The organism is Clostridium sp. Marseille-P299, from assembly GCF_900078195.1.
Classification (GTDB): Bacteria; Bacillota; Clostridia; order Lachnospirales; family Lachnospiraceae; genus Lachnoclostridium.
On record NZ_FJVE01000007.1, the window covers coordinates 2607325 to 2621321 of the forward strand.

Here is a 13997-nt window from a genome sequence, read left to right on the forward strand (position 1 = left end):
TCACTTCACCTTGCAATCATAAGGCATAACATCATTCCGAATTCCCTTAAATACTGCTTGCCGTAATCGGTCTTTTGTATTCGGCATATATTCTACGACGCATACGAGTTCTGGTTTTATCCACTCAACTTTTTCACTCCATTCTGGCGAAATCGTAAATGGAGTTTCGCTAATTCTTTTACAATCATACTCTTGTAAAAAGTCCAATTTTACACCAAGAGTTACATTACCTTTATATATCAATTGGCCCTCATCATATTGACCTAATACCAATGTATTACTAGATTCTTTTAGAATATACCCGCAGATAACAAAATCTTCATCCGCCATTCGTTTGATTTTAAGCCAATCTTTGCTTCTCTTATCAAAGAAATATTTGCTATGAATTTCTTTTGCAACAACACCTTCTAATTCTTGTTCACAAGTTAATTTATAAAGTTCAATACCAAACTCTTTAATATAACGAGAAACTGCAAGTCGTTTATTTTCTTCAATAATCGAATCTAACAATTGTTTTCGCTCTAATAATGGAAGTTCTGTAACTTCTTTCCCGTCATGATAAATAATATCGTATGCAACATAACTAGCAGGTAATTTTTTTGCTGCCAATTGAATTTTAAAGAAATCTGTTAACATAACTCGCCGTTGTAACTCATAAAAATCAGGGACTCCATTTTTTAATACAATTAATTCTCCATCTAAAATTGCCTTTCCCTTTACATTCTTATATATTTCAGTAAGTTCAGGAAACTTCGATGTTAAAATCATATTCCTCTTATTTCTTAAATCAATGGAGTTTTCATCCACATAATTTATACATCGTATACCATCTTGCTTTAGCTCATAGATATAATCACTGGAATTAAACGCTGGAACTTGTTTTGATATTAGCATTGGTTTAATTGCCTTTATCTCAAATAAATCCATTATGCAGTACCTGTAAATTTATTCGGAGTATCATTATTCTTAGACTGCTCTAAGCTCTTTTTCAATGCTTCCATTAAATCAATAACATTATTTTTATCTCCAGTATCCGCAGAAACAATTTCTTTTCCTTCGATTTTCTTCATAATCGCTTCCCTTAGTCTTTCTTGATACTCATCCTTAAAATCAGTTGCAACAAACGGTTTTGACATGTTTTCAATTAGCATTTTCGCCATATCAAGTTCATTTGAATCAAGCTGCATTTTCGGTATCTTTTTGGGTACTTCAACGATTTCGTCAGCATAAAACAACGTTTTTACAACCATCCCATCTTTGAGTGGGTATAAAATAATCAACTTTTGATTGGTTCCCATAACTGTTTTGGCGATAGCAACCTTTTTTTGAGCTAACATTGCTTGTCTTAGTAATTCAAATGCTTTTTCCGCCCCCACATCAGGGATACAATAATAATCTTTTTCAAAATAGATGGAATCCACTTCTGACATTTTGGCAAACTGTATAATGTGTATCGTTTTATCTCGTTTTGTCTTTATCTTTTCTAAATCTTCATCCGTCATAATAACGTACTTATCTTTTTCATATTCATAGCCTTTAATGATATCTTCTGATTTTACTTCTTTATTACAGTGACTACAATATTTTTTATAACGAATACGTGCTTTGCTCTCTTTCTCAAGTTGGTTAAAATGTATGTCGTTATCGGTTGTAGTTCGATACAAACCAATCGGGATTAAAACAAGTCCCATGGAAATACTTCCTTTATGCGCAACTGCCATTTCATCACCTCTAATTTTTTTATTAGTATGTGATAGATTATGTTATTTAATTATTCTTTCGTTGAAAGTTTTTAACTGCCTTCATTTTATGTAATAAAGTTTTATGTAATAAAGAACAAACAAAAAGCTATCATAAGATAGAATAGTATCATATCTATCTTGTGACAGCTCCTTGCTATATTTCTAGTATTTTATTTTTCTAGTATTTTATTTTTCAAAAATTAATCATAAAGATTAACAACAATTCCTTTAATTCTTGTCATCGCTTCAATTGAATAACGAATTCCCTGAACACCAATCCCTGAATTTTTAACTCCCATAAATGGGAAATGGTCTGGTCCTCTCTCCGTTTTATTATTTACTTGCACCATACCAACTTCCAATTTTCTTGCTACATTAAAAGCATTGTTAATATTTTCCGTAAATACAGAACTTTGTAAACCATACTCTGATTTATTAGCAATATCAATTGCCTCATCAACGGTCTTTACACGTATAATTGGAAGTACTGGTCCAAATGGCTCTTCCCAAGCCACTCGCATATCGGTAGTTACATGATCAAATAGAGTCGGATAAATTAAATTACCCTCTCTCTCGCCACCGTAACGTAAAGTAGCTCCTTTTTCTTTTGCATCCTCAATTAACTCACTCACAAAATCTGCTGCTTTTGTATTGATTAGCGGCACAATATCAACATCTCCATATAAAGGATTACCCACGGTTAATTGTTTCATTTGATCTAAGATCTTTTCAACCAATTGATCTGCTATTTCTTCTAGTACCAGTACTCTTTTTACTGCAGTACAGCGTTGGCCAGAATAAGAGAATGCTCCTGAAACTATGTTTTTAGCAGTTATTTCAAGGTCCGCATCTGGAAGTACAATAGCTGCGTCCTTTCCACCAAGTTCCATTAACAGTGGAACCATTTGAACTTTTTTAGCTATGTTCTGCCCCACCTCTGTACTTCCAGTGAAGTTAATAAAATTAATACCTTTATGTGTGATCAAATAATCACCTATTTCACTACCTTTACCAGTAACTACTTGAATTGCATCGTTTGGTACCCCAGCTTCAACAAAAATTTCTGCCAAACGAACTCCACAAAGACTACCCATGGTCGCAGGCTTGAAAATAACCGTATTACCCGCAACCAATGCTGGAGCTATTTTGGAGGCAGCTAAATTGATTGGATAATTAAATGGTGAAATTGCTAGCACGACTCCAATTGGTTCACGCTCAACCAATGCAAATTTATTACTATAATATCCCGCAAAACTATCACCATTGATGCTTTCTCCATGAATATTTTTTGCTGTTTCAATTGTAAAACGTATAAAATCAGCAGTTCTGATAATCTCTGATTTTGCACTTTTTTTATCTTTTCCTACCTCTTTAATAAGAAGGTCTGTCAACTCATCCACTCTAGTAACTAAAATACTTGCTGCCTTATAAAGAATTTCACATCGTTCATTTAATGGGACCGCTCTCCAAGTATCAAATACTTTTTTAGATTTTAGAATTACTTCATCAATATCGCTCTTTGTCATAGCACGTACATTTCCTAATATAGAATCATTCAGTGGGGAAGTAATCGTAATTAATTGCTCGTTTTGCATAATATTCTCCTTTTCACAAAAATTCATATCTCATATAACGAAATCATCAATACGCTCTTTCGTCTAAATTCTTTTCATATATACTTTTACTATCCTAACCTATTTTTCCAAATGTATCTCTTAGATATGTTATCTCCTATCTATTTTCTAGTCTTTTTATTGGATTCATTCCCTTAATAGTATTTCATATTACATTTATAGTATTTCATATAAAAACTATAGTAATTATATTAATTTATTTTTATGTTGTCAATAAATAATAATAATTACTAATATTATATGAAATTATCTATTATAAAGACCATTTTATCCGCATACTTAATTAAGAACATTTTTTTCTTTAATATACTTAAGCTTATAATATAATTTAGAACAATATAACAGATTTATTATTTTATAAAAACATCCATCTAGTTTATTGTACCATATTTTACTATTAATACCACACACTTTTACCAATAATATCCTTGAAATAACGTTGCCGGATCACTAGCGTTCCAATTGCCTATAAATTTTTAAAAAGTTGCTGAATCTGTAACGTTCCATTTGCTTATAAATTTTTAAAAAGTTGTCGGATCTGTAGCGTTCCATTTGCCTATAAAACAAAAAAAGTTGTCGAATCAGTAGCGATTCGACAACTCTTATTAATTTTCAAACATTTTATCCTCTTATGAGAATCTTCTCCTAAGATTAAATTGTATTAGCCAACTAAGATTTTTAAATCATCTTCTACAGTACCAATTCCTGCAATACCAAAGTTATTTACTAATACGTTAGCTACATTTGGAGAAAGGAATGCTGGTAATGTTGGTCCTAAGTGAATGTTCTTCACTCCAAGATATAATAAGGATAATAATACAATTACCGCTTTTTGTTCATACCAAGCAATGTTATAAGCGATTGGTAATTCATTGATATCTTCTAAACCAAATACTTCTTTTAACTTAAGAGCGATTAATGCTAAGGAGTAAGAGTCATTACATTGACCTGCATCAAGTACTCTTGGAATACCACCGATATCCCCTAAATCTAATTTGTTGTATTTATATTTAGCACATCCAGCGGTTAAAATAACAGTATCCTTTGGTAAAGCTTTTGCAAAATCAGTATAGTAATTTCTAGATTTTGCTCTACCATCACAACCGGCCATTACTACGAATTTCTTGATAGCGCCAGATTTAACAGCTTCAACAACCTTATCTGCCAATGCAAATACTTGTTCATGAGCGAATCCACCTACGATTTCACCTGTTTCAATTTCAGTTGGAGCCGCACATTTCTTAGCATGTTCAATGATTGCTGAGAAATCTTTTTGTGTTCCCGCTTCACCTTCAATGTGTTTACATCCTGCAAATCCTGCTGCACCTGTTGTGTAAACACGATCTTTATAAGAATCCTTTGGAGGTACGATACAGTTTGTAGTCATTAAGATAGGTCCGTTAAAGCTTTCGAACTCTTCTTTTTGTTTCCACCAAGCATTACCGTAGTTACCTACTAAGTGTTTGTATTTCTTTAATTCTGGATAATAGTGAGCTGGTAACATTTCAGAGTGAGTATAAACATCAACTCCAGTACCTTCTGTTTGTTTTAATAATTGCTCAATATCACTTAAATCATGACCAGATACTAAAATACCAGGGTTTTTGCCAACACCAATGTTAACCTTAGTAATTTCAGGGTTACCATAAGTAGATGTGTTTGCTTTATCAAGTAATGCCATGCCATCTACACCAACTTTACCTGTTTCTAAAGTTAATGCAACTAAATCATCTACAGATAAAGAATCATCTAATAACTTAGCTAATGTTGCTTGTAAGAATGCATCGATTTCTTCATTGTCATAACCTAATGCATTTGCATGTTTTGAATATGCAGATAAACCTTTTAATCCATAAGTAATTAATTCTCTTAAAGAACGGATATCTTCATTTGCAGTTGCTAAAACTCCAACATCGGAAGCATCTGCTTTTTTATCCACGTCATTTTTAAATGACGTATCATCAGTAGAAGATGCATCCCAAAGTGCTGCTGCAGATAAATTTTCTTTATTATTTAATTCAGCCATTAATTCATTCTTGTAAACTAATGTTTCTTTTACTCTATTATAAAATACTTCATCATCAAAGTTTGCATTTGTAATTGTTGTAAATAAATTTAAAGTAATGAAATGATTTAATTCTTTTGAAATTGTTTTTCCTTCGCTACGTAATCTAGTTGTAACTTCTGATAATCCTTTTGTTACATAGATTAATAAATCTTGCATTTTTGCAAGCTCTGGGGACTTACCACAGACACCAACTTTTGTACATCCAGTACAACCTGCTGTCTCTTGACATTGAAAACAAAACATTTTTTGATCCATTCTTATTCTCTCCTTTTATGTGTAAATACGTTTGTTGTTTGATTTGATAGTTGCATTATATTATACATATGGCATCGAATATGTATCTGAAGCAACAAATAAAAAATATTAAAATTTATTTTTTAGTATTTTGTCATTTTTTAAAAATCCTTTAACGACTATAATACCTTGGCATATACTATATAAGAACATTAAATGGAGAAAATAAATGAATCCTTATAACCACAATGAATACCATGATAACATGCATTTTTGTAATTTTGACCAAGGGCCGAATCCCTTTGTTACAAATTTAAAGCAAGCTACTATAAATAATAAAAATTTTCGCACTGCACTTTGGACTGGATGTGATTTGCAACTCACGCTTATGTGTATTCCTAAAAACTCCGATATTGGGCTAGAAATTCATCCTGATGTAGACCAATTTTTATATATTGAATGTGGGCAAGGCATAGTAATGATGGGTAAACATAAAGACTGTCTAAATTATCAATGCTATGCCTCAGAGGACTCTGCTATCTTTGTTCCTGCTGGAACATGGCATAATCTAATTAATACAGGATGCTGCCCGATTAAATTATTCACTATTTACGCACCGCCAGAGCACCCATGGGGTACGATTCACAAGACAAAAGCAGATGCTGAAGCATCTGAAAGGGAATATTAATAAATTCTTTTAATGATAGGGTCATTAAATCAGTCCCACTAACTTAACACGTCGTTTATTTTCAATGCAATATAAAAAGAACACACTTTATAGGCGATCACCTACAATGGTGTGTTCTTACTCTTTTACACTTATTGAATACTTTTTCCCTTCATTTGCTTGTCAAATTCTGGATTAAAATAATAAAAATTCTTTGAATCTAATTGTGACTTCGTTTTTTCTAACGCTTCACCAAATCGTTGAAAATGTACAATTTCTCTTGCACGTAAAAATTTAATCGGTTCTCGAACATCTGGATCTGTGACTACACGTAAAATATTATCGTAGGTTGTTCTAGCCTTTTGTTCTGCTGCTAAATCTTCAAACAAATCTGTAATTGCATCTCCTTTTGATTGAAATTCTAAACTGGTAAAAGGAACACCAGCTGCTGCTTGTGGCCAAATTGCAGAAGTATGATCAATATAATAAGCATCAAATCCTGCAGTTTTTGCATCTTCTATAGAAATATTTTTCGTAAGTTGGTAAACAATTGCACAAATTATTTCCATATGTGCAAGTTCCTCTGTTCCAATATCCGTTAAAAGACCTCCAACCGCTTTATCTGGCATCGTATATCTTTGTGAAAGATATCTAAGGGAAGCTGATAACTCTCCATCCGGCCCACCATATTGAGTCATAATAAACTGCGCTGTTTTGGGGCATGTTATTTTTATATTAACCGGAAACTGTAAACGTTTTTCATAATTCCACATTAATTTGTACCTCCTTCCCAAGGTAATGGACCATCAGTCCATGTCCAATGAGTTTTTCCTGCATATTCTGTCTCAGATTGTGTTGAATTATTTGTATTCGGATTTACACAATCAACAATTAATGGTTCATACTGAGATTCATACTCTTTCAATGCCGCTTTTCTTTTTCCCATAACTTCAGCAAAATACCCTAAGGCCTGCTCATCGGTTGGATGAGTATCTAAATATAAAGATATATCGTTAACAGCAAAACTCGCTTCATTGATTTCCTTTAAAAGTTCTTGTCTACTTGACATCCTCATCACCTCCACAATAAAATGGTTTATTTAGTTCTGGGAATATAGTTCCTTCCTTTAAAGCTTTACATAAATCGTAAGTGTCCCTCCACTTCTGGCAAGGAATTGTTGCCATAGCAATTGTCTGTTCCTGTGAGCAGCAACATGTTTTATGCTCTGTATTTTGTAAATCTGTTACTAAGGTAGATTCCATAAGCTTGACCTCCTGTCTTTAAAAAAGTGATTTTTAAAATACTTTTATAAAATTAATTCGTAACTATGATACAACTTTAGTATTTGCAAACATTTCTTTTTTAGCTTGTATTATCTATGTAAGAATGAATAGTATTTTCCTTTTTTAGATTAGATTAACTGTAGATAGATTTAATAACAGATTCCATAAATTTATTAAATAAAAAACCAACTACTTTTGAAATACCTTAATACCATTTCTTATTTAAGGCGACTTCATATTATAGTTGGTTTATTCTTTGACTAATTTATAATTATCTTCTTTATATCTATTAATTACATTCTAAAATTTTCACCAATGATTTCTCCAGTTTCAATATCAACAAGCTTACATATATTTCCCAATAAATCAAATTTATTTGACTGAAATGTCACCAAATATACTTGTTTATTTTCGTAAGTTAAGTCAATCTTAAATGTATTTTCATTAATTTGCTCATTAGGAATCTGAACGATTTCTACCGTACCATTTTGATAATTTCCAATTTCATTCTTTTCAATTTCCTCTAATTGCTTCCACGTATCTAATAAGATTATTCTTGTATCATTATTCTTATATTTATTATTTAAAAACACACAGATTGATGCTATAACAAGAACAAAAATTGTAATAGAGAAAACTTTTTTCTTCATTTTAATTACACTCCTTCACTCCATACAGTAAATTCTTATACTAGTTGCTACTTCATCGAATGCTTATGTTTTGTTTACTACCTTCTGAGTTAAACATTTAATACGCCCATATATATTATTATATACCATATATTTCCAGATAAGTACACTCCTATAAAATAATATAAGTGCAATCATTCATTTAAAGGATAATAGTCGTAGAGATAAGAAGGAAAAATCACTTGAATTATTGCTTCAATATGATAAACTAAAGAAACTTAGGAAAATAACTTATTATATTTATAACGTTTATCAACTCCTTAACTATATAGATTTAATTTAAAGAAAGGCATTATTTATGGAACAATATTTTAAAATACTTAAGAATTGTCCTTTATTCCGCACATTTTCGGATTCTGACTTTGCACATATATTACCATGTTTAAATATTCAAGTAAAAAAATACAAAGCAGATGACTTTATATTTTTATTAGGGGAACAAGTTGATTCTATTGGTATTGTACTAGAAGGAAACTTAGAAATCATAAAAGAGAACCTTGTAGGAAATCGCCATATCATCGCATCATTGGGTCCCTCTAATATATTTGCCGAGGGAATTGTCTGCACGAAAGATCGTATTTCTCCAGTAAGTGTACTAACCAAAACGGAAGCCACCGTTATGTTAATCCCATATCAAAAAGTCATAACAAGTTGTGAAAAAACATGTGATTTTCATATTCAACTCATTCAAAATATGATGATATTACTTGGTGAAAAAAACTATGTACTAAATCATAAAATTGATTTACTAATGATTAAGGGCATGAAAGAAAAACTGGCTACCTTCCTTTTATATGAAGCTAAAAGACATAATAGCAGTCGGTTTGATATTGATTTTAATCGAAACGAACTCGCCGAATATTTAAACGTTTCACGCCCATCAATGAGCCGTGAATTAGCCAATATGAAGGATGATGGTATCATTGATTATCATATGAATTCCTTTCACATACTCTCAATAGAAAAATTGAAACAATGTATTGATGAGGGCTTATTGATTTAAGATAGAATTAACTAGATAACTAATTTAAACTTACGAATCATATGAATAAACTCCCTTATATAAAAAGAGCCGATAGTTTTGAATTCTTTCTCACTAATTATCGGCTCCATACTTAACATCTGATTCATTTATAACGATTTCAATGTAAAACATTATCACTTGATTACTTTATCATTACCTTTTCTCTGTTCACCATACAACACACCACGTGAACCCGTAGCGATGAAGAATCTACCAAACATTCTAGAATCTCCATCCATACTTTTTATTTCACCATACATTTGCTTCTCATTATTAATTCGTACAAAGCTCTCCCCATCATTCGTAGAACGATAAAATCCATAGACCCCATCCAAAATTGCAGCAATATATAAAACCTTATTATCCTTAAAATAATCACTATTTTTCTTAACTCCAAGGCCAACACAAAATACCGAATCTAAATCTTTACTAATTTTTATAAATTCCAAAGAATCACTACTCTTTTGATATTCCATTCTCCATAAGCCACCAACATTCATAGCAATAAAAAACACGCCTTCTTTTCCTGATTCCCCGCGAATCTCAATATGATTTTGGCTATCAATCAGGCTCATGTTTTGTTTTGGAAATGAAGCATCAACTCGCTTTTCATAAAATGAAATTCCACCGTCTGTACTGATAAAAATCCTAGAATCCTCAGCAAACCCATAAAAAAGTTCAGGATTTACTCGATCCGCAAACACTTTCACTGTTAGCTCTAAAACAGGCTTATTCTCTAAATCATATACCCGACAAGGATAAAATGTTTCTCCTTCATCCTTACTATAAATCAATGCTTCTATTGGTAAAAATAAATGATTTGCTACCGCCCAAACAATCGTTTTACAATCAGAACTAAGTGCAACCCAACCAGAGTTAACATTCGGCGTCCCAATTTGTCGAAATAAACTATCTAAAAATGGAGATATCCCAAATGGTAACTTCAAATGCTTAAATGTCTTACCATTATCTTTACTTAAAATAAGACCTCCCATAGTTTTCCCGGTCCAGTTTCCTCGAGGAGTAACAACAATCCAATCCGTATTGTAATCCGAATAATCAGCATTAATGCATGTAATATATCGATTTCCATTCTCATCGTCAAAAGAATTATCACAAGGCTTTGTTAAGTCACGAAATGCAAATCCCCCTAAATCACCTAAAATATCGATAACTAAAGTTTCACCTGCTGGTGGACTATAAACGTTAAGATGTACGGTCTCTTCGAGTCCAATGCAACAATCACTCCAGTGACTCCCCGGTAAAGTTGCATCCTCTGTAATAAATATTCCAGTTCCAGAATTCATAAAGGCTTGATTTTCATTGAATGGATTTATCTTAATATCACTACACCAATGCAATATGTTCTTGCCACCATTATATTCTGGCTTCATATATGATGTATGAAAACTCATATTTTCTAATCCACATAAATGAATATGAAAATTATCTCCATAATCATCTGAAATAAGAACAAGGTCCCCTTTTCCTCTGCAAATAGTCGTACACATCAATAACCCTGGCTTTAAAGTACAAGTTGATATCCCACTAAACCCAAAACGATACGCCTCTTCTCCTTCATCCTCCGTATCTAAAATATATGTATATTCTTCCTCATTTACTGCGATAAAAGGGGTTATATCCTTATAATCACTTATTGTCCCAGCCTCATGAAAGGAATAACGCAAAATCCTGCCATCATAAGAATCCCCTGAATCACAACTGTATCCTTCTAGGGCAATATAAGAGTTTTCACCAGTACAAGATAAGGTTACATAAAGATATGTTCCATCAAAGGTATAACGTTGTCCTACATAACCCGACATTCTAATATTTTTATAGAATTTTGACCTTGGTTGAATTAATTCACAAAAGGTTTTACCAGCATCATACGAGACGTATAAACTATGTCCTCGCATTTTATCATTACTACGATTATCAATTCCCGCTGTTCCTATAACAATCGTTTGAGAGCATTCCCCCCTCTTTGATCTAGGGTCTACAAATACAAAGGTAAGATTATGTTCATTCTTACGTCCACTACTCTCATCTAAAATCGAAATACACTCCCAAGTAAGGCCTTGATCCTTACTTACTAATAATCCCTTAGATTGGCTTGCAAAATATATAATATTCTCATTGTTAGGATCAACAATAAGTCTTGTACCCGTCCCCCTACCTGGATTGTTTCCATGAACTTTACAAGGCATCGTGACATAAGTAAATGTCTCTCCATAATCTTTTGAAATACAAAACATCCCATTCTCACGGTCTCCACACCCACAAGCAATATAAAGATACGATGGATTGTTATCATCTAAACCAATTGCAGTTGGATAACTTTCACTTAAATCTTTTAAAGTTACATGGTCCATTAGAGAAACCCACTTTTTCTCTTTAAAATTATAACGATAAACTCCACCAATGTCAGTCCTCGCATATAAAATATCTGCTACCTTTTCATGAAATAAAAACCCCGTAACATATCCGCCTCCAGGAATCGGTAGATTCTTATATTGGTATGGAATACCTACCATATCTTTCTCATCTACATATACTTCACCCATTAATACTTCTCCTTTACAAATCATTTACTCAAACTCCCATTTTCTGTATATCTAATGATATGGTAATTTTTAGTTAGAGTCAAGTTTTGTGGAAAATTTTGGTCAAGTAATTAGAATATGATAACCGTTTTCTAAGATGTGAATATGATAATAGTAAAAGGTATTAATGCCTTATTCAATTTTAAATGTTTTATATTTATTGAATACATGCATGGAGGTTATATGGCTATACGGATATTTATTGATCAAGGACATAACCCTGGTGGTATTAATGGTGGTGCAACCGGATTTGGAATTAACGAACAAGATGTTACATTTAATGTAGGAATGTTTCTTGCGGACCTCTTACGTGATGATCCACGTTTTGAGGTAAGAACATCAAGGCAAACAATTACAGAAATTATTGGAACAAACAATTCTACTAGTTTAAGAGAACGTGTTAGAATGGCCAATGAATGGCCAGCAGACTATTTTATAAGTATTCATTGCAATGCTAACGTAAACCCGAATGTAAATGGTTCGGAAGTATACGTTTACGCCCTTTATACGGAAGCATACAATTTTGGCCAATCGATTCTAACTTCCATGGTTGATTTGGTAGGTACGAAAAATAATGGTGTCTTAGCAAATCCTTCCCTCTATGTTCTTAGAAGAACGCAGATGCCTTCTGTATTAGTAGAACTTGCTTATATTACAAATTATGAAGATAATCTATTACTTCAAAATGATCAATGGACATTTGCTTATGGTATTTATCTAGGTATTTTAAACTATTTTGGATTTTCAGAGTTATAAAAAAGAAGCTGTTGTAAACTATGGAACATTATTCCTAATTTACAACAGCCTCTATTTATTATTTTTCGTTGGTTGTATAAGTTACCGTAAATGATGTACTAATGGATGGTAGCTTTAAACTAGTTTTTGTTGTTTCTGAAATTCCCTTGTATCTTACATAGACTTTACTACCTGCAGGTGCTGTTTTTGCAGTAAAGCTAATGGCTTTACTTGACGTAACATTTTTCCAAGCTGCGGTATTTTCATCAAAAGTTTCCCCTTGCTTAACAACTACATATTGATATGGATTACTTGCGCTAGCATCCGCAAATGTTAAATTGTACTTGCTAGACGTATATCCTTCAATGATTTCAGTAGGTGCAGTTCTTTGAGCCGGTATTGTTAAAGTTTGAGTTTTTGAATACGGCTTAGTATCTGTTTCTTCATATCGGAATAAAATAACTACCTCTTTGGTTACTGCAAATTTACTAGATTTAGCAGTTGAAGGTATGATTTCATCTAATGTCATATTCTTCATCGCATTGGTCCATTTTTTACTATTGGTTAATACACCATCAACAGAATATATTTGATATTCCATGGCATCCGTTGTTGATAACGTTAATTTAGTTACATTTACAGAAACTTTTGGTGCATTATCTCTTTTTGTTAACGTTACAGCAACTTCTTTGCTTGGTCTATCTCCCATATCACTTTCAGAAGTACCAACGATTTGAGGTATTCTAACATAAATTTTTGTTCCATTCACACGAAGTGCTTCTAATTGGTCTAAAAATTCATCTTCACCATATTGAGAAATATCAACAGGGTCGCTCCAATCATAAGAAGTCGCTTTTCTCCACTGGAATGCATAGGCACCATCTTCATTATCAAAGACTAAATTTCCCGTTAATTTATCAAATTTTACAGATAGTTTCTGATTACCAGCTGGAATAATTGCAGAAATTACGGAATCATTCTCGCTACCCTTTAATTTCATAGTGTAATCCGCTGTGCTTTTTACCCATGATATATCAAGATAAATAAAGCCATTGCTTGAAGAGCCTTCGACTTCGTTCCACGTTTTCCCATTGGAATCAGAGTAAAATACTTTTTGATTTCCATTGAGCGCGATTTTCATCTCTAATGTATCATAATCTACACTAGCAATGCTTACTTCCGATGCATCCTTTGCACTTGCAACCATAGGAGATGCAAGAGCGAATAGCCCACATAGTAAGATGCTAAACATTGCATATTTAATTATGTTTAGAGTATTTACTTGATTTGCTTTTTCTTTACTCATTCAATCACT

At 32.5% G+C, this 13997-nt stretch carries 13 protein-coding genes; 3 read left to right on the forward strand and 10 right to left on the reverse strand.

The annotated features are described in order from the left end of the window. From BN4220_RS19420 to hcp, 4 genes are all read right to left on the reverse strand, one after another. Positions 1-927, reverse strand: coding sequence for an ATP-dependent DNA ligase (locus BN4220_RS19420; protein ID WP_066720640.1), 927 nt, complete (start codon positions 925-927; stop codon positions 1-3). Then, the gene (locus BN4220_RS19425; protein ID WP_066720644.1) at positions 927-1721 is read right to left on the reverse strand and encodes a non-homologous end joining protein Ku; all 795 of its coding nucleotides are present in this window, start codon (positions 1719-1721) and stop codon (positions 927-929) included. Before BN4220_RS19425 ends, BN4220_RS19420 begins: the two co-directional genes overlap by 1 nt. A gap of 221 nt (positions 1722-1942) precedes the next feature. Next, positions 1943-3337 carry an NADP-dependent glyceraldehyde-3-phosphate dehydrogenase gene (locus tag BN4220_RS19430; protein ID WP_278280761.1) on the reverse strand — a complete coding sequence of 465 codons (1395 nt, stop codon included), beginning with the start codon at positions 3335-3337 and terminating at the stop codon, positions 1943-1945. Positions 3338-4037: 700 nt separating this feature from the next. Continuing rightward, positions 4038-5699, reverse strand: coding sequence for a hydroxylamine reductase (gene hcp / locus BN4220_RS19435; RefSeq protein ID WP_066720647.1), 1662 nt, complete (start codon positions 5697-5699; stop codon positions 4038-4040). A gap of 208 nt (positions 5700-5907) precedes the next feature. On the opposite strand from hcp, the gene BN4220_RS19440 reads away from it, so the two are divergent. After that, complete coding sequence (locus BN4220_RS19440; RefSeq protein ID WP_066720650.1) at positions 5908-6366, forward strand: cupin domain-containing protein; 459 nt, start codon at positions 5908-5910, stop codon at positions 6364-6366. A gap of 131 nt (positions 6367-6497) precedes the next feature. Here BN4220_RS19440 and BN4220_RS19445 read toward each other — a convergent pair whose 3' ends face one another. The 4 genes from BN4220_RS19445 to BN4220_RS19460 all read right to left on the reverse strand — a co-directional run bounded on the left by BN4220_RS19445 (position 6498) and on the right by BN4220_RS19460 (position 8278). Continuing rightward, positions 6498-7118, reverse strand: a complete 621-nt coding sequence (locus BN4220_RS19445; RefSeq protein ID WP_066720653.1) for a manganese catalase family protein — start codon at positions 7116-7118, stop codon at positions 6498-6500. Beyond that, positions 7118-7414, reverse strand: a complete 297-nt coding sequence (locus tag BN4220_RS19450; RefSeq protein WP_066720656.1) for a spore coat protein CotJB — start codon at positions 7412-7414, stop codon at positions 7118-7120. Before BN4220_RS19450 ends, BN4220_RS19445 begins: the two co-directional genes overlap by 1 nt. Further along, entirely contained in the window at positions 7404-7607 is a 204-nt protein-coding gene (locus BN4220_RS19455) for a spore coat associated protein CotJA (protein WP_066720659.1), read from the reverse strand. The genes BN4220_RS19450 and BN4220_RS19455 overlap by 11 nt, the downstream gene beginning before the upstream one ends. A gap of 314 nt (positions 7608-7921) precedes the next feature. Further along, positions 7922-8278: a hypothetical protein gene (locus BN4220_RS19460; protein WP_066720662.1), complete on the reverse strand. Its 357-nt coding sequence runs from the start codon at positions 8276-8278 to the stop codon at positions 7922-7924. 337 nt (positions 8279-8615) lie between these two features. Between BN4220_RS19460 and BN4220_RS19465 the strand changes: the two genes are divergently transcribed. After that, on the forward strand, positions 8616-9320 hold the full coding sequence (locus BN4220_RS19465) for a Crp/Fnr family transcriptional regulator (RefSeq protein ID WP_066720665.1): 705 nt from the start codon (positions 8616-8618) through the stop codon (positions 9318-9320). A 155-nt stretch (positions 9321-9475) separates the two neighbouring features. On the opposite strand, the gene BN4220_RS19470 is transcribed toward BN4220_RS19465, so the two are convergent. Next, positions 9476-11932, reverse strand: a complete 2457-nt coding sequence (locus BN4220_RS19470) for an endoglucanase (RefSeq protein WP_242867824.1) — start codon at positions 11930-11932, stop codon at positions 9476-9478. Between the two features lie 198 nt (positions 11933-12130). Between BN4220_RS19470 and BN4220_RS19475 the strand changes: the two genes are divergently transcribed. Next, positions 12131-12703, forward strand: a complete 573-nt coding sequence (locus tag BN4220_RS19475) for an N-acetylmuramoyl-L-alanine amidase family protein (protein ID WP_066720669.1) — start codon at positions 12131-12133, stop codon at positions 12701-12703. 58 nt (positions 12704-12761) lie between these two features. Here BN4220_RS19475 and BN4220_RS19480 read toward each other — a convergent pair whose 3' ends face one another. Continuing rightward, positions 12762-13988, reverse strand: a complete 1227-nt coding sequence (locus BN4220_RS19480) for a hypothetical protein (protein WP_066720674.1) — start codon at positions 13986-13988, stop codon at positions 12762-12764. Positions 13989-13997 lie beyond the last annotated feature (9 nt).